Here is a 17,415-nt window from a genome sequence, read left to right on the forward strand (position 1 = left end):
CCGTTTCTTTTATCGTTTGAGATTGGAAATCAGATGCGGGCGGCTGCGGGAGTCAGATATTTATCGACATCATTGCTGACAATCACGCCGTAATTGACGGCACCGAGCCAGCCGGACATGATGATGCCGACCGAACCGGCATGATACAATCCCTGGATCTGTTCGGGTAGTTCCTTGCTGACTTTGAGACCTTCAAACTTGGTACCAAACGAAGCACCTTGCAGATGCTGCGTGTAGCGCTGGAATGTGCGCGGCGTCGAGGCTTCCAGATGATCCACGCGATCCCTAATATTGGGCACATACTGTTCGAGGCAATCGAGGGTCGTTTCGATCAGATGATTTTTATCGGCTTCATACTGTTCTTCAGGGAGATCAGCCCAGTCGCGGAAGTTCGCGTTGGTGGACGAAACAATTAAAGAACGATTACTGCCGGGCCGTGTTTCTGGATAGTAGAATGAAAAAGTGCGGCTGCTGACATTTTTACTGAGCATGGCTTCGATATCAAAGCCTTTATGCTCAGAGTGAAACAGCAGATCGCCACAGAAATTGAGTTCGTCGTTGGGCTTCAAAGCGATATAAACCTGCGTGCTGCTGTTATTGAGCCGCACGGCCTTGGTTTCTTCGACGAAGTCCGGATCGAAGTGCTCTTCGCCGACGAGATTCAGAATTGTGCCTTTGATGTTGGAGTTCGACATGATGGCTTTACAGCCGATACGTTTGCCATTAACAACCACACCGGTGACTCTGCGATCGGGAGTGACTTCGATTTTCTCGACCTGCGTTCGAATGCGAACGTCAACGCCGTTATGTTCCAATTCTGCTTTGATGAGTTTGACCAGATGATCCGTTCCGCCACGGAAGGTGTAGACGCCTTTCTGCATGAAATTGGAGAAGACGATGCCATAGGTAATCGCGGGGTCTTCCAGCGTCGAACCGTTGGCGTAGGAAATCGGTTCCATCAGCAGACGCACGACATCATCGCGACCGGGAAAGAATTCTTCGAACAGTTCGCGGGTGGTTTTTCCCTGATCATCGAAGAAGTTCATTTTGCGGGCGGTGTCAAAGAAGTTTTTGACCGTCTCCGGTTCGATATTAAACTTCTCGATCAATAGACGAGTAAAGTCGTCTCGCGTAAATGTCGTTTCGAGCGAGAACTGCGGATTTTCGAAACGGACGCCTCGGAGCGGAACGATATTGTCGGCGATTTCCTGCGTCCAGTATTTACGACAGCTCTTAAGCATTCCATAGGGGAAGCCGTGCAGCGAGATATCGAAGATGTGACCGTTCTGGCGTTTGAACCAGGTGGCCATGCCGCCGAGCTGGTAATGATGTTCGAGGAGCAGTACGGAATATCCTTGACGGGCCAGGATGTTGGCCGATGTCATTCCGGCTAAACCACTGCCGATGACAATGACATCATATTCGTCTTTTGCGTCTTTCAGAAAATCTTTGGCCATGATAATTCAGCGTCGTATACAGTTCAGCAGAGAAGATAAAAGGACAGTGAAACCTCACAAATCCTGTATTAATGACATTACATTTCTTCTCTTGTTTATCGAAATTACGAGACTTTGTCTACTAAACCGAAGTAATTCAGGTTTCTATGACAAAAGTGTGACAATTCAGCACGCAGCAACGGAATAAAATGAACGTTTTCCCAAGCGATGATGCAAGAGTACAGCATGAATCAAGTCACTTTGAGCGGCTATTTGGGATTCAGCAGATGCAGGTTGGCGATGCTGATTCCGGAGAGCATCGAACCGATAATTCCAAGAAACCCCTGATCAGTGCCACACAAGAATAAATTGTTGAATGGCGTCGTTCCATCCAGAATTTTTTGCGGCGCCCCGTACACACAACCGTTGATGTGACCTGTGAATTTTTTGATGGTTCGCGGCGTAAAGGTATCGACGTCGATGACATGCGGTCGGAAGTCGGGGATGAATCGCATCGAGGATTCCAGAATCTGGTCGTACCAGTATTTCTTTTCCGCAATGTATTTCTCTTCGGACAGGTTCATCCAGTATTGTGGATTTGCGAGCGCCGTAATGCGAATCGAACCTTCTTCCAGCGGTTGATCGTATTCAAAATTATTCGGCGAGCAGATAATACCGCTACGGACGTCACACGGCTCTTTAGACTGTTCGTAGTAAAAGTCTTCCGAATCGTTATAGAACACGATGGTCTCGTCGTGCCCGAATGATTTTGGTTCTTGATCGAGTACAGAGATGGTCTCGACGAAGGAAATTTCGCCGGGGGTGAAGCGATCATCTTGTGGTACTTCTGCGCCGCACATCTGTAGTGTCTCTGCGGAACCGGCTGAGGAAAGCACCTGTTTTCCTTCGAGAATCGAACCATCATCGAGCATCACGCCCGAGACATGATTGCCGTCAGTAAGCAACTCCTTGACGCCGGCACGGAGTTTGAGTTCTCCCCCCAGCGATTTGAACTTGCGAACCAGATTTTTCAGGATCAGTCGCACGCCTTTATATGGGCGGGCAAAGCCTTCCTGGTAGATGCTGCGAAACATGATCACGAACTGATTGAAGTCCATATCGTGCTCGGTTGGGCTACCGTAAAACATCAGCGGACACAGCAACATATTGATCAGCAGTGGATCAGAAATATGAGCGGCCGTGCGCTCACGGGCCGAGATTCTGATCTGCCCCAGGTCGCCGATATTGTGCGTATCGATTTCCGCAACCAGTTGCCGGAAACCGTCAACCTGCTGAGGAAACTGCTCTGCGATTTGGGCTTCAAAATAATCGAACTGATTATTGAATCGGAGTGTATGACCGGGAAAAACGACAGAGGAGCCGCATTGCGGGCTCAGGTCAAAGTCTTCCCATTGAAAGCGAAGCTGCCGGAGAATTTTATTGAGTGGCCCCCGTTTACCGCCGGGCGGCGAATAGTTCGTAATCGCATGCAAGCCGACATCATGATTCCGACCGCGCAAGCGATAGAAGGAATTCAAACCACCAATGGTCGTGTGCCTTTCGAGAATGCACACATTCTTTCCGTAATAAGCCAGGCGGATTCCCGCAGCCAAGCCGGAGAGACCGGCACCAATGATGATTGAATCGTAGCTCATGGCGGAGGGAATCTACGGGAATCAGACGGTGCTTTCCGCATCCTTCAGGAGAGGTGTGAGATAAGTAACAGTGCTGTCCATTGTTACCAGTTCACCGTAGTCTTCTTCTGGAATCTGAACGCGATAGAGTTTTCTCAACTCCATGACGATATCCAGAAAATCCATGCTGTCTAATTCCATCTGTTCACGAAAAGGAACACTATCGTCAAGCTCCGAAAGATCCTCATCAGGAGCAATTCGCGCTAAAATATCCAAGATAACCGATCTGATTTGTTCCGGCGCCATGCAGAAACTCCAAACTTTCTAAAAATCCTATAACATCGATTTCGATCAGTGAATCTCACGGCTTTCACTGCGAATTTTAGTGAGGGGAAGCCTCTTATACCAAAGAAACAAAACCCCCGCCAGAAGCCGGGAGATAAAAACCCGCCCCTTATATGGAATACTATAGCGCGTACGAAACGATTTAAACCGACTGAACCCTTGAGAAATCAGAGTTTTTCAGAAAATCTACACAGAAGCGTCATATCTCATGAGGGAAATCATGCTGAGCGCAGCGATTCCTCCTCAAACGAATTCCGTTAAGCAATCTGTTCAGGCAGAATATTTTTTGATGATCAGAACAGAATTAATTCCCAGCATCCCAAACGAGTTATTCAAAATACATTCGACCCGATCCATCTGCCGTGGCTGGTTGGCAACCAGTTGTGGTAAATGACATTCCGGATCGAGCTCATCCAGATTCAGAGTCGCATGAGCGATGCCATCTTCGAGTGCAGGCAGATTCCCCAGCATTTCCAACGCACCAGCGGCTCCCATCGCGTGCCCGATAAAGCTTTTGGTATTGTTAATCGCCAGATCAGGGCAATCAGCAAAGACGCTCGCCAAAGCTTTGGCTTCTTCGATATCTCCCTGTGTCGTCGCGGTGGCATGACTGCTGACAATATCAATATCTTCCGGTTGTAATCCGGCGCGTTTGAGTGCGAGGCGAATACATTCTGCCTGTCGATTCGAATTTGGAAGTACGAAATCGCTGGCATCGGAATTCATGGCGTAACCCACGATTTCCCCGTAAATCGTTGCTCCGCGTGCCAGTGCATCGGGCAGACGTTCCAGCGTGCAAACCGCACCCCCTTCAGCAACGACAATCCCATTGCGATTCACATCAAAGGGCCGACAGGCTTTCGCAGGATCTGCGTTGGTTGCCAGTGCGCCCTGACTCTGGAAGCTGGCAAAAATACCGAATGTATGGATACTTTCAGACACACCGCCGCACAATGCGATATCGACTTCATTCAGCCGGAGCATTTGCACGCCTTGAATAAAACCGGCGTTCCCTGCTGCACAAGCCGCTCCCAATGTCAGATGCGGACCGGTAATTCCCATATTCAGCGTGACTTCACCGGCGGAATTATTTGCAACGGTTCGGGGATTGTGATGATGCGACCAGACTTTGGTATCGTAGTCGAACTGAGAAATTTCGTAGACTTCATTCTCGGTTTCTACGTTTCCATGTTCGGTAATTCCAAGATAAACGCCTACCCGATCGCGGGCGACATTTTCCCAATCCAGCTTCGATTGATTGACGGCTTCATTTGCACAATAAATGGCGATTGAGCCGGCCCGTGTTCCCCGACGAACTTCTTTGCGTTTCTGATAGCGTAATTCATCGAAATCGCAAACACCGGCGAGAACATCGCCCATATAGCGAATGTTATAATCAACGACACCCGAACGACCTTCCAGCAGGTTTTGCCGAAATTCCTCCAGATTGTTTCCATTCGGAGCCGTCAAGCCAATTCCAGTAATGACAATGCGGCTTTGAGGGTCCACTGATTCCTGCATGGATTTATACCACTCTGATCGATTTACTAATGCGGTGAATATTCATAGGCCACTCAGCCGGTTCAGCCGAGCAGGGGAAATGATAAATAATAACCCAAGGAGATTACCCGTTCTACAATAAACTCGCAAGTGGCGCGGCAAATGAGATTTGCGATTACCGGTAGAATAGACGACAGTACCAAAAAACTTTCTGTATAGGTAATTCGCACTTTGTGGAACCGAGGAAATGGATCTCCCATTTCCTCAGAAGCCGGGTAAGATAAAGGATGACAATTGGAACAATCTCAAAGTAATACAACCATCACTCATTTTCGAGTGAAGTAAACAATTTCCTCGAAAAAACACGAATCCAAATCCAGAGCATAAATTCCGCAAATTCAGGGACTTACATCGAGTCCTGATCATAGCAGCCCTCGGTTTAAGAAAAAAACGCGGTTTCTTTCCGTCCGTTTTGTGCATTTGCGTACGATTACTGATATGGACAATTCATTGGAATCACAACCAGACACAGCAGCAGACCCGGGACCGGTCCCTAATGAGCAATTTGTCTCATTGCTGGCGCGGCATCACAGCCTGATTCGTGGTTTTATAGGAACCCTGCTGCCTCACCAGACCGATGCCGAAGATGTCTTTCAGCAAACGTGTCTGGTTTTGTGGAGAAAATGGAATACTTTTGACTCAAAACAGAGTTTTTCTTCCTGGGCCTGTGGAGTTGCCTTTTACGAGGTCAAAAATTTTCAACGGGTGCAGAGTCGGGATCGGCTCTATTTTTCTGACGAAGTGCTGTCACTGATTGCAGAACACCAGACAAGCACGCTTCCCGAAACGGATCGAGAAAAACAGGCACTCGAAAACTGTATCCAGAAACTGGAAGGCGAGAACAGACAGCTCATCCGGGATTGTTATCACAGTCAACGTACGATCAAAGAAGTCGCCGAACATCTGGGACGGTCCAGCGATGCGATTTACAAAAAGCTCTCTCGCTTACGACTGCGACTGATGGACTGCATGCAACAGTCGCTCCATTCAGCGGAGGCGGGCTCATGAAAAATACAACTCCTCACAATCACGAACTCATCCAACTGATCGACGCATTCCTGCAGGGAGATATCAGCCCGCAAGATCATGTCGCATTGGAACGGCGTCTGAAAGAAGATCCACAGCAGCGACAGCTTTACGTCGATTATATGCGCGTGCATTCGGGGCTCTCAACCTGGGCGACGGAAACGAATGAGTCTGAAGACTGGATTCCCCATCCCACGCAGCCAGAACAACATACAAAATTAGGGACTCCCCGCTTTCTGCTCTTATTGGTGACGTCACTCGTAGCGGCGACACTCTTACTTTCACTGGCGTATTATGCCGGCTGGAATACCGGTTCAGGCCATGAGCCGTTGATCGCAGATTCTCCTGAAAATATACCGGAACCCGAAACGAATGTGCCTAAAACGGATCACATCGCACTGTTAACGCAAGCCGTCGGTGTGGTGTGGGATACGCCTCGTAATCTACAGACCGGCGCCGGCTTATCCGCGGGGTGGTTGAAACTGAAACGCGGCACGATTCAGGTGGAACTGATCAGCGGTGCCACGGTCCTCATTGAAGGGCCCGCTGCATTCGAATTGATTTCGCCACTCAAAGCCTTTTGTCAATACGGCAAAGTCCGGGCATCGGTCCCCGAACAGGCGCATGGCTTTACGATTCAAACGTCGCGATTGAACGTCGTCGATCTGGGAACCGAATTCACGCTCTCTCTTGATGCGACCGGCAACGGACAGGTACAGGTCATTGACGGCGAAGTGGAACTGCATTCGCCCGATCAACAGACAACGCGTTCCGGGATTCAAAGTCTAAAAACCGGAGAAGGCGTTCAGTTTGATCAACGGGGTTCGATCAACCGTTTAACCGAAGCAATGATGCCGCTCATCAATCCAGAAGAACTCTCGCACCTGGCAGAACAACAGCAGGCACAGCAATTCACCCGCTGGCAGGAACAGAATGCCGCCCTCAAAGCGGATCCATCTTTGATCGCCTATTACGATTTCGAAGAATCCTCGAACTGGTTACGCACACTCAAGAATAAAAAACTGGAAGCGTCCTCTGCCGATGGCGCCATTGTGGGCTGCCAATGGACGTCAGGCCGCTGGCCACAAAAACGAGCGTTAGAATTTAAACGCACCAGCGACCGCGTTCGTCTGCATGTTCCGGGCGAATATGAGTCACTGACCTTGATGGCCTGGGTCCGTATTGAAGGTTTCGATCGCTGGCTCAGCTCGCTCATGCTCACCGATGGATACAATGCGGGCAACCCGCACTGGCAGCTCAGTGATAAAGGCGAAATCATTCTGGGCGTCAAAACCGGCCCCGGGAAGAACTTTTTCTCACCCGTCGTTTTACAGCCCACCGACCTGGGCCGCTGGATTCATCTGGCGACCGTATATGATCACCAGAACAAAGAAGTCGTGCACTATCTGGATGGTGTTCCCGTCAGCCATCATAAAATTGAAAACCCGATTCCACTGGTGATTGGCCCTGCCGAAATCGGCAACTGGCGACCGCAGGAGCACACGGGCGAACATTCCATCCGAAGTTTAAACGGCCGCCTGGATGAATTTGCGTTATTTGGACGGGCCTTATCGGCAGACGAAATTTTGAAGCTGTATCAGTCCGGAAAACCCAATTCCTGATTGATTTCTCAACGAATTTGTTGTGACATATAGATTAACCATACTCACTCCCTGAAATCTCACCTGACTTTACATTCAAGACGACGAGGCTTTGATGCGGAATTCGACAAGCGCGCTCATACTGTTGGTCGGTATCCTGTTACCCGTTTCTCTCTCTGCGGCAGAAAAGAAACCAGCCCTTCCACCCGATCATGCGAAACGCATGCAACAGGGACTGGAGCTCTTCAAAAAAGAAGTGCGGCCGCTGTTAGTTGAAAAATGTCTGAAATGTCATGGCGGCAAATCGGTCAAAGGGGACTTCGATCTTTCCAACCGCAAATTCCTGCTCGACAGTGGCATGATCGAAAAGACGGGGAAAGCGAGCTACCTGATGGCGCTGGTTGAGCACCGCGAAGAACCCAATATGCCGCTCAAGGAAAAGAAACTCTCGGAGAAGGAAATCGCCAATCTGTCCAAGTGGATTGATCTGGGCGCCCCTTATGACAAACCTCTTGCAACATCGGATAAAGCGGACTCAGGTAAACTGGTCGTCACAGACGACGACCGTAAATTCTGGTCATTTCAACCTCTGAGCTCTCCTTCCGTCCCGAAAGTCAAAAATCAAAGCTGGCGTCAGAATGACATCGATTCTTTTATTCTGGCAAAGCAGGAAGAAAAAGGACTGACGCCGAACGATCCCGTCAGCAAGCGGTCCTATATCCGCCGCGCGTATTTCGATTTGATTGGCCTCCCCCCGACTCCGGCCGAAGTTGATGAATTTCTTGCCGACCAGTCCCCCGATGCTTATGAAAATCTGATTGACCGGTTACTGGCCAGCCCCCGTTACGGCGAACGCTGGGCCCGGCACTGGCTGGACATCGCCCGCTTTGCAGAGAGTCATGGCTTTGAACACGACTACGATCGCAACTTTGCCTATCACTATCGGGACTTTGTCATCAAAGCGTTGAACCAGGATATGCCCTACGATCAATTTGTAAAATGGCAGTTGGCCGGAGATGAGATCGCCCCCGATGATCCGCTGGCTCTGATGGCAACCGGATTCCTCGGCGCAGGCGTGTTCCCCACACAGATCACCGCCAACGAAGTCGAGCGTACCCGCTATGATGCACTCGACGACATGTTGAATACGACCGGCCTGGCGATGCTGGGACTGAGCGTGGGATGTGCGCGGTGTCACGATCACAAGTTTGATCCGATTGGCAGCGAAGACTATTACCGCATGCTGTCCACATTCACAACGACCGTCCGCACGGAAATCGAAATCGATCTGGACCCCGAAAAATACAAACAGGACAAAGCCAAATTTGATCAGGCACACGCACCGCTGGTCAAAGCATTACAGGAATATGAAACCAGCCAGATCAAACCGAAGTTTGCTGACTGGCTGAAACAGGGAAAGGTTGATGCGTCGCAACTTGATGAATGGATTGTGCCCCACGTTATGAGCCACAGTTCAAAAGGGAAAGCCCGTTTCGAAACACTGGAAGATGGTTCGGTGCTGGTTAGTGGCCCCAATATCAATCAGGATCAGTACACGTTTAAGCTGCGAACCAATGTCACGCCGATCCGTTCGATTCGTCTCGAAACGTTAAGCCATCGCTCTTTACCGAAACAGGGGCCGGGCCGGGCCGTGAACGGTAACTTCTCTCTCACCGCATTTAAAGTCAAAGCGAAATCTGTTACAGAGAAAAAAGGAGCCGCGAAAGACGTTAAACTGACCAACGCCCGGGCGACGCATGAGCAGAACAAGACCACTCTCTCAGCCGCGAGTGCCATTGACGGACAATACGGTTCCGGTTGGGCCGTCGATTTTGGAGGCATCGGGAAAGATCAGGCAATTGTGTTCGACCTGGAAACACCTCTGGAAATAGAAGGTGAGACCGAGCTGACCATTACCATGTCGTTCACAAACAATGTGAATCACAGCATCGGTCGCCCGCGTTTTTCGGTGAGCAACTCAAGTTCTCCTTCCATCAAAACAGGAGCCGGCAGTCCCGAGCAACTTTCACAGGCCCTGCAATTAGTAGAACAGGGGCACCCGGAAAAACTAACTGACGCTCAGAAACAGATTCTCGAACGCCGCTTTCGTGAGCAAGATTCCCAATGGGTCGCCTTGTCTACAAAAGTCAATCAGCATCTCAAAACGGAACCTCAGCCGGCTTTGACGAAAGTCATGATCTGCAGCGAAGGACCGGACATCAAACCGGTGCGGCATCATACGCAAGGCAAAGATTTCTTTGACGAAACGTATTTTCTTACTCGCGGAGACACGGAGCAAAAAGGGGACGTTGCCCAACAAGGCTTCCTGCAGGTATTGATGCGTGCTCCCCAACAGGAAAAAGCGTGGATCGAAGCCCCTCCCAAATCGGCGACGACCTCGTACCGCCGCACGTCACTGGCGAACTGGATGACAGACACCAAACAGGGTGCGGGTGCATTACTGGCCCGTGTGATGGTCAACCGGGTCTGGCAGCACCATATCGGCAGTGGAATTGTCGCGACTCCCAACGACTTCGGCCTGCAGGGAGAGCGACCGACTCATCCGGAACTGCTCGATTATTTAGCCAATCAGCTCATTCAGCACGGCTGGCATCTGAAACCGTTACATAAGCAGATCATGCTGAGTGCGACCTACCGGCAGTCCACCGACTTCGATGAGGAAAAATCAAAACTGGATCCGGAAAACAGGCTGCACTGGCGCCGTTCGCCTCAGAGACTGGAAGGGGAAGCCATTCGCGATTCGATTCTCTACATTGGCAATCGGCTTGATACAACGATGTACGGGCCGGGAACTCTGCAGCAAGACAGCCAGCGTCGCAGCATCTATTTCAAAATCAAACGCAGCAAACTTATTCCCATGATGCAGCTGTTTGATGCCCCCGAAGCGTTAGTCAGCATCGGGCAGCGTTCCAGCACCACGATTGCACCGCAGGCACTGCTGTTCATGAATGCCAAATTCATTCGTGAAAGTGCCAGGTCATTTGCAAAACGAGTTCAAAAGCAGCATCCGGATTCCCTGGAGAAATCGATTGAAGCCGCCTATCAAATCGCTCTGGGACGTGCTCCCAGTGCTAATGAATCCGCGGTTTCACTGGCGTTCATTCAACAACATCAAAAGTCATATACAGCCGAAAAGCTGCCTGAGCCAACCTTGCTGGCGCTGACCGATTTCACACACGCGTTATTAAGCACCAACGAATTTGTATACCCAAACTGATACCAATATTTGAATCCAAAGCATAACAACAAAATAAATCGCCCAACATTTTTCATTGGGGAAGTAAAATGACACAATCTTATTCAGAACTACCGGCAATCTCCTTGAACCAACTCCTGGCACGACGGCAGTTACTCAAACGAGCCGGCGGGGGCTTGGGTACGCTGGGTCTGCTCAGCCTGTTAAAACAGGAAGGCATGCTGGAATCCGCCGATGCTGCTCCATCAATCAAAGCCACCAATCCCCTGGCGCCGAAGCCGACTCACATGCCGGCAAAAGCGAAAGCCGTCATCTGGCTGTTTATTAACGGCGGTCCCAGCCACGTCGATACCTGGGACTACAAACCAGAACTCGAAAAACGGGATGGCGTCGCACTGGAAGGCTTCGATAATAAAACCGGGTTCTTCCAGAATGCCGTCGGGCCTTTGATGAAAAGTCCGTTTAAATTTAAACAGCATGGCGAATCAGGGAAATGGGTTTCTGATATCTTCCCCAACCTCTCGCAGCACGTGGACAAAATGGCGTTTATCCATTCCGGTCATACGGAATCGAACAATCACAGCCCCGCGTTATTCATGATGAATTGCGGTGTTCCCAAAATGGGTCACCCCTGTGTTGGTTCGTGGGTGACATATGGCTTAGGTTCCGAAAGCAACAGCCTGCCGGCCTTCGTTGTGATGTCGGACCCGCTCGGCAGAGGACTTCCCAAAGGACACAGCTTGAACTGGGGCGCCGGATTTCTTCCCAGTGTTTTCCAAGGCACTTATTTACGTCCTACAGGCGAACCCATTGATAATCTGCAGCCCCCCTCCGTTCTGACAGAAAAAGGGCGACAACGTTCACAGCTTGACCTGCTCAAGTCTTTGAATCGTCAACACCTACAGCAGAATGAAGGCGACCAGGAACTGGCCGCGCGAATTGAAAGTTTTGAGCTCGCTTATCGGATGCAGAGCGCTGCCCCGGAAGCACTAGATATTTCGCGAGAGCCCAAACATCTGCAGGAACAATACGGCATTGGTACAAAAAAGTGTGAGCACTTCGCGAAACAATGCCTGATCGCTCGACGAATGGTGGAGCGCGGCACCCGCTTCGTACAGATTTATTCAGGCGGTATGGAAAACCAGCGGAGTTGGGACGGACACTCGGATATCAAAGGCAATCACAGTGGATTCGCCGCGGAAACAGACCAACCGATCGCTGCTTTGCTGGCTGACCTGGAATCGCGCGGATTACTCAATGAAACGCTGGTGATCTGGGGCGGAGAATTTGGCCGCCTGCCGATCGCCCAGAAAGGAGCGACTCCCGGACGCGATCACAACCCGCATGCCTTCACCACCTGGATGGCAGGCGGCGGAGTGAAAGCGGGCACCACCTATGGGGCCACCGATGAAATCGGCTTCAAAGCCGCCGAGGATAAGGTCCACGTGAATGACCTGCACGCCACCATCTTAAGACTGCTGGGAATGGATCACGAAAAGCTGACCTATCTTTACAGCGGACGACGATTCCGGCTAACCGATGTCGGCGGACATGTGATCGATAAAATCATCGCTTAGGAATCTGTTTCCGACTGTTTGAATCTGCGACGATACTCGGAAGGCGAAACACCCATCAGGTTTACAAACTGTTTGGTAAAATAGCTCTGATCATAAAAACCGGATTCGAGTGCGATTTCAGAAATCCTTTTTTCTGTCCGTGTCAACGACTGGCAGGCGGCGTTGATTCGCACACGCAAAATATATTTTTGTGGCGTGATCTGATACAGCTTTTTGAATTTACGATCCAACTGGCTGACGGATAAATAGATCAAATCGGCCAGATCCGAAATCTGTATCCGTTCATGATAATGTTCGAGAACATAGGCAATGACTTTATCCAATTCCTGATAAGACTGGAATTCAGCACCCGCGACTTTAATATCACGTAAGACTCCCGCGACGCCGATTACCTTACCACCATCCCCGAACAGAGGAATTTTACTACAGAGATACCATTTTAAGTTTCCACTTCGATCGGGAATTAGCCAGACCTGATTGGCGAGGGGAGCCGCCGATTCCATCACGCGTTGATCTTCAGCGACATATTGTTGCGCTAAATCTTTCGGATGAATATCAAAATCGGTCTTACCGATGATATCTTCTTCTCTGGGGATCGCGCGAACGTCCATCCAGGTGCGACTGATTTTGATAAACCGGCCTTCAGAATCCTTCGCAAAGAAATACGCGTCCGGAATATAATTGAATAACTCTTCCAGATGGAGCTTGTTATCCAGCCGTTTGATAAAATCGTTCCGAAATTGCTGCGAATCAGTCATGCGTAAATAATACAAATTTATGCGTGTTTTCTACAAGACGACGTTGATCTGGCCGTCTACTATATGCAAAAATAAACGAATAAGGAATTTCTTGCGCATCATCGAAATCGATGCTTTTGAATTCTTTCTTCGGAATCACACTACAGAATCGACTTTAAACCGTCTGATTCTGTTTTTAAATTTAATATCTTGGGGTGCATTATGCTGAAGTTTACTGGTCAGGGCACAGCACATACCTGTAGCGGAGTTACACGCAGAGACTTCCTGCAAGTCGGCACACTGGGTGCGATGGGACTTTCTCTCCCCCAATATCTGGAAGCCAAAGACCAGGGGCTGGTCGACAAAAAGAACGATAACCGGTCGGCAATCATGATCTTCAATCTGGGTGCCCCCAGCCAGTTGGATACCTTCGATATGAAACCGGATGCCCCGGCGGAAATCCGAGGCCCTTTCAAACCAATTGACACCGCATCCCCTGACATCAATATTTCTGAAATTCTGCCTCTGCATGCGAAAGTTGCTGATAAATTTTCGCTGGTCCGTTCCTGTTACCATAACGCCGCCGCCGTCCATGATGCTGGCTGGCAGATGATGCAGACCGGTCGCCTGTTTACCGGCGGAGTCAATACCCCGCATATCGGTTCTGTCGTTGATTATCTCCGTGGCCGTAAAACCGATCTCCCTGCGAATGTGGTTCTGCCTGAAACCATGGGCCGGGGTGGCGGAAATCTTCCCAATGGTCAAGCAGGTGGCTTTCTGGGAAAAGCCCATGATCCATTCGCCTTGATGGCAGACCCGTCTAAGCCCAACTTCAAGGTTCCCGACATGCTGCCTCCCAAAGAGATCGGCACGGCCCGTCTGGAACGTCGCAAGAAAATCCGTGATGTTGTGGATAATACAATCGACTATTTTGAATCTACCGAAGACGCCAAGCTGCTGAACGGAAATTTCCATTCCGCCTACCGTCTGATGACCAGTAAAGAAGCGCGCGAAGCATTTGATCTGGCTAAAGAACCGAACAAGGTCCGGGAACGGTACGGCATGAACCGTTTCGGTCAGTGCTGTCTGCTGGCCCGTCGGCTGGTAGAATCGGGCGTGCGTTTTGTGACTATCAATACATTCCTGACAGTCTTCAACGAAGTCACCTGGGACATTCACGGTTCCAAGCCCTTCACTTCCATTGAAGGCATGAAAAATATTGTGGCTCCGATGTATGATCAGGCCTATAGCGCATTGATTGAAGATCTTTATGATCGAGGCATGCTGGACGAAACACTGGTCTGCAACGTGGCTGAGTTTGGTCGCACCCCGAAAGTCAATCCCGCCGGTGGGCGAGATCACTGGCCTCAATGTTTCACCACCTACTTTGCCGGTGGCGGCGTGCAAGGCGGACGTGTTGTCGGCAGCAGTGACCCGATCGGTGGTGTTCCCGCAGATCATCCTGTTTCTCCCGGTGATCTGGCAGCAACCGTTTATCATAGCCTCGGCTTCGATTTGCATACTGTGCTGCCCGGTCCTTCAGGCCGCCCCTTCCCACTGGTTGATGTGGGCAAGCATGAAATCCGCGAGCTGTTTTAGCAACAGACCATCAGACCTGTTGAACGGCTGATGTTAATATAAATTACGATTTCACCAAATCGTACCGGGAGTCTGCCCCATACTCCTGTAAACACTCCCGTTACGTCATCACTCAAAGCAAACTATCCCTACTCCAAAGAGAAGTGCTCTATGTTTCCTGCCAGACGAGTCACACGTTTCACACTGTTTTTGATTCTGACCGGACTGCTAACGCCCGGCTTACACTCGGGCTCTCTCCGTGCTGCGGATGCTGTTGAGAAAACCGTCCTGCTTCCAGAAACGATTCACCTCTCCGGCAAAGAAGCACGGCATGGCGTTTCGGTTCAGAAAATCAACCAGGACAACGAAATTGCAGGGCCAGTCACGGCGGAATCCCAACTCGTCTCCAGCAATCCTGCGGTGGTTAAGATTGACAGTCAGACCGTTGTTCCCGTTGGGAATGGAACGGCGATCGTAACAGCAACGCTGGGAAAATTGAAGACGAGCAGTCAGGTCACTGTTACAGGAATCGACAAACCGCATCAATGGAGTTTCCGTAACGATGTGCAGCCCGTCTTAACCAAAGCAGCCTGTAATTCCGGTCCCTGCCATGGGGCCCTCGCCGGCAAAGGCGGTTTTCGTTTGTCATTGAAAGCCTATGATGTTAAGGGAGACTTTCATACCATCGTGAAACAGTCACGCGGACGCCGAATTGAACTGTCCGACCCGGCACGCAGCCTGTTTCTGATCAAACCGACGGGCGCTGTGCCTCACAAAGGGGGCGTGCGTTTCGAAACCGATTCACCCGAATACCGTATTCTGTCGGAATGGATTGCGCAAGGTGCCCCTGCTCCCGCTGAAACCGATCCGGTCATCGAACGCCTGGAAGTCCTGCCGGCCCGCTCCATCCTGACGAAAGGCCAAACGCAAAACCTGCTCGTGCAGGCACACTATTCCGATCAGTCAGTACGCGATGTAACACAGTGGACCGCGTTTTCCTCGGTCAATGAAAGCGTGGCATCCGTTGACGCACTGGGAACAGTTAAAGTCACCGGTTTTGGAGAAGGGGCGATTGTCTGTAATTTCTCCAGTAAAATCGCGATCTCCAAAATCACATCGCCTTACGAACAGAAAATCGATCCCGCACTGTATGCTCAGTCGCCGAAATACAACTTCATCGATGAGCTGGTGATTAAACAATTAAAACGGTTAAACCTCCCCCCTTCTCCTCAATCGAATGACGCCGACTTTATCCGCAGAGCCTTCATCGACACCATCGGCACGCTACCCAAACCAGAAGAAGTGAAGGCGTTTGTTACCGACAACAGTTCCGAAAAACGAAATAAACTGATTGACCAACTACTGGATCGTCCGGAATTTGTAGACTACTGGACCTACAAATGGTCGGATCTGCTACTGGTTAACGGAGCCCTCATTCGCCCTCAGGCTGTAAAAGCCTATCACGAATGGATTCACTCGCATGTGAAGCAGAATACTCCCTGGGATCAGATGGTGCGTGAATTGATCACCGCGCAGGGAAGCAGTGTCGAAAACGGCGCTACCAATTTTTACGCGATCCACCAGGATCCGGAATCGATGACCGAAAATGTCAGCCAGGCCTTTCTGGGGCTGGCAATCGGATGTGCGAAATGCCATAACCATCCGTTGGAGAAATGGACGAATAATCAATATTACGCGATGGCGAATTTCTTTTCTCGTGTTCGTGCCAAAGGTTGGGGTGGCAGTAAAAGTTCAGGCGATGGCATCCGGACCCTGTTCGTGGCGACCGAAGGAGATCTGGTACAACCATTGACGGGCAAACCGCAGCCACCGACTCCACTGGATGGAACGCCGATTGACATCAATGCCCCGGAAGACCGCCGCGTTTATCTGGCCAACTGGCTGACTTCGAAAGAGAATCACTTATTCAGCCGTTCGATTACCAACCGGATCTGGGCTAACTTCTTCGGCGTAGGACTGGTCGAGTCTGTCGATGACATGCGGGAATCAAACCCGGCCAGCAATGAAGAACTACTGGCGGCGACGTCTGATTATCTGGTTCAGCAGCAGTTTGATTTGAAAGCACTGATGAAAGCCATACTGCAATCAGCGGCTTACCAACGCAGCAGTCAGCCCCTACCGGAGAATAAAGATGAAAAGCGATTTTACTCGCGGTATTATCCCCGCCGCATGATGGCTGAGGTACTGCTCGATGCCATTTCGCAAGTCACCGATGTCCCCGACGAGTTCACAAAGTATTTTGAACCGAACCCGCAAAAAACGGACTTTTACCCCAAAGGGACCCGGGCGATTCAGCTATATGACTCCTCTGTGATCTCCTACTTCCTGAAAACCTTCGGGCGGAATGAGCGGATGATTACCTGTGAATGCGAACGGACGGAAGAACCCACAATGGTGCAAGTCCTGCACCTTTCGAACGGTGATACGATCAACAACAAGCTCAAAGCCAAAGAGAGTCGTGTTACGGAACTACTGGATGCCCAAAAATCAGACAAGGAATTGATTGCGGATATTTATATGCTCTGTCTGTCCCGCAAGCCGACGAAAAAAGAAGAAACCGAATTGACGAAACTGCTGGCAGAAACGCCGCAAGCAGAAAAACGCCAAGCTGTAGAAGATTTATTCTGGGGCATCCTGAGCAGCCGCGAGTTTCTGTTTAACCACTAACGCTTTCAGACAGACT

11 protein-coding genes are annotated in these 17,415 nt (G+C 50.3%); 6 read left to right on the forward strand and 5 right to left on the reverse strand.

Features of this window, described 5'->3' with window-relative positions; translation table 11 throughout:
• Window positions 1-29: 29 nt before the first annotated feature.
• The 4 genes from Enr17x_RS18745 to Enr17x_RS18760 form a co-directional block, all read right to left on the reverse strand.
• Window positions 30-1,457 (reverse strand): phytoene desaturase family protein, encoded by a 1,428-nt coding sequence (locus Enr17x_RS18745; RefSeq protein ID WP_145311253.1) that lies wholly within the window; start codon window positions 1,455-1,457, stop codon window positions 30-32.
• Between the two features lie 248 nt (window positions 1,458-1,705).
• Window positions 1,706-3,091 carry a phytoene desaturase family protein gene (locus Enr17x_RS18750; RefSeq protein ID WP_145311254.1) on the reverse strand — a complete coding sequence of 462 codons (1,386 nt, stop codon included), beginning with the start codon at window positions 3,089-3,091 and terminating at the stop codon, window positions 1,706-1,708.
• A gap of 21 nt (window positions 3,092-3,112) precedes the next feature.
• Window positions 3,113-3,376 (reverse strand): acyl carrier protein, encoded by a 264-nt coding sequence (locus tag Enr17x_RS18755; protein WP_145111109.1) that lies wholly within the window; start codon window positions 3,374-3,376, stop codon window positions 3,113-3,115.
• A gap of 309 nt (window positions 3,377-3,685) precedes the next feature.
• Window positions 3,686-4,936, reverse strand: a complete 1,251-nt coding sequence (locus tag Enr17x_RS18760; RefSeq protein WP_145311255.1) for a beta-ketoacyl-[acyl-carrier-protein] synthase family protein — start codon at window positions 4,934-4,936, stop codon at window positions 3,686-3,688.
• Window positions 4,937-5,413: 477 nt separating this feature from the next.
• Here Enr17x_RS18760 and Enr17x_RS18765 point away from each other — a divergent pair, with 477 nt between their 5' ends.
• The 4 genes from Enr17x_RS18765 (at window position 5,414) to Enr17x_RS18780 (ending at window position 12,396) form a co-directional block, all read left to right on the forward strand.
• Window positions 5,414-5,983 (forward strand): sigma-70 family RNA polymerase sigma factor, encoded by a 570-nt coding sequence (locus Enr17x_RS18765; RefSeq protein ID WP_145311256.1) that lies wholly within the window; start codon window positions 5,414-5,416, stop codon window positions 5,981-5,983.
• Entirely contained in the window at window positions 5,980-7,623 is a 1,644-nt protein-coding gene (locus tag Enr17x_RS18770) for a LamG-like jellyroll fold domain-containing protein (protein ID WP_145311257.1), read from the forward strand. Before Enr17x_RS18765 ends, Enr17x_RS18770 begins: the two co-directional genes overlap by 4 nt.
• Before the next feature lie 94 nt (window positions 7,624-7,717).
• Window positions 7,718-10,840, forward strand: coding sequence for a DUF1549 and DUF1553 domain-containing protein (locus tag Enr17x_RS29685; RefSeq protein WP_198000671.1), 3,123 nt, complete (start codon window positions 7,718-7,720; stop codon window positions 10,838-10,840).
• 68 nt (window positions 10,841-10,908) lie between these two features.
• A complete protein-coding gene (locus Enr17x_RS18780; protein WP_145311258.1) occupies window positions 10,909-12,396 on the forward strand; it encodes a DUF1501 domain-containing protein in 1,488 nt (495 codons plus the stop codon).
• Here Enr17x_RS18780 and Enr17x_RS18785 read toward each other — a convergent pair.
• On the reverse strand, window positions 12,393-13,154 hold the full coding sequence (locus tag Enr17x_RS18785; protein ID WP_145311259.1) for an AraC family transcriptional regulator: 762 nt from the start codon (window positions 13,152-13,154) through the stop codon (window positions 12,393-12,395). The genes Enr17x_RS18780 and Enr17x_RS18785 overlap by 4 nt on opposite strands.
• 201 nt (window positions 13,155-13,355) lie before the next feature.
• On the opposite strand from Enr17x_RS18785, the gene Enr17x_RS18790 reads away from it, so the two are divergent.
• Complete coding sequence (locus Enr17x_RS18790) at window positions 13,356-14,732, forward strand: DUF1501 domain-containing protein (RefSeq protein ID WP_145311260.1); 1,377 nt, start codon at window positions 13,356-13,358, stop codon at window positions 14,730-14,732.
• A gap of 150 nt (window positions 14,733-14,882) precedes the next feature.
• Window positions 14,883-17,399: a DUF1553 domain-containing protein gene (locus Enr17x_RS18795; protein WP_145311261.1), complete on the forward strand. Its 2,517-nt coding sequence runs from the start codon at window positions 14,883-14,885 to the stop codon at window positions 17,397-17,399.
• Window positions 17,400-17,415: the final 16 nt, after the last annotated feature.

It is taken from the genome of Gimesia fumaroli (assembly GCF_007754425.1).
GTDB lineage: Bacteria > Planctomycetota > Planctomycetia > Planctomycetales > Planctomycetaceae > Gimesia > Gimesia fumaroli.

Bases quoted from the DNA above. Each gene is read 5' to 3' on its own strand.
- Enr17x_RS18745 (WP_145311253.1), bottom strand. From the start codon at position 1,457: ATGGCCAAAGATTTTCTGAAAGACGCAAAAGACGAATATGATGTCATT.
- Enr17x_RS18750 (WP_145311254.1), bottom strand. From the start codon at position 3,091: ATGAGCTACGATTCAATCATCATTGGTGCCGGTCTCTCCGGCTTGGCT.
- Enr17x_RS18755 (WP_145111109.1), bottom strand. From the start codon at position 3,376: ATGGCGCCGGAACAAATCAGATCGGTTATCTTGGATATTTTAGCGCGA.
- Enr17x_RS18760 (WP_145311255.1), bottom strand. From the start codon at position 4,936: ATGCAGGAATCAGTGGACCCTCAAAGCCGCATTGTCATTACTGGAATT.
- Enr17x_RS18765 (WP_145311256.1), top strand. From the start codon at position 5,414: ATGGACAATTCATTGGAATCACAACCAGACACAGCAGCAGACCCGGGA.
- Enr17x_RS18770 (WP_145311257.1), top strand. From the start codon at position 5,980: ATGAAAAATACAACTCCTCACAATCACGAACTCATCCAACTGATCGAC.
- Enr17x_RS29685 (WP_198000671.1), top strand. From the start codon at position 7,718: ATGCGGAATTCGACAAGCGCGCTCATACTGTTGGTCGGTATCCTGTTA.
- Enr17x_RS18780 (WP_145311258.1), top strand. From the start codon at position 10,909: ATGACACAATCTTATTCAGAACTACCGGCAATCTCCTTGAACCAACTC.
- Enr17x_RS18785 (WP_145311259.1), bottom strand. From the start codon at position 13,154: ATGACTGATTCGCAGCAATTTCGGAACGATTTTATCAAACGGCTGGAT.
- Enr17x_RS18790 (WP_145311260.1), top strand. From the start codon at position 13,356: ATGCTGAAGTTTACTGGTCAGGGCACAGCACATACCTGTAGCGGAGTT.
- Enr17x_RS18795 (WP_145311261.1), top strand. From the start codon at position 14,883: ATGTTTCCTGCCAGACGAGTCACACGTTTCACACTGTTTTTGATTCTG.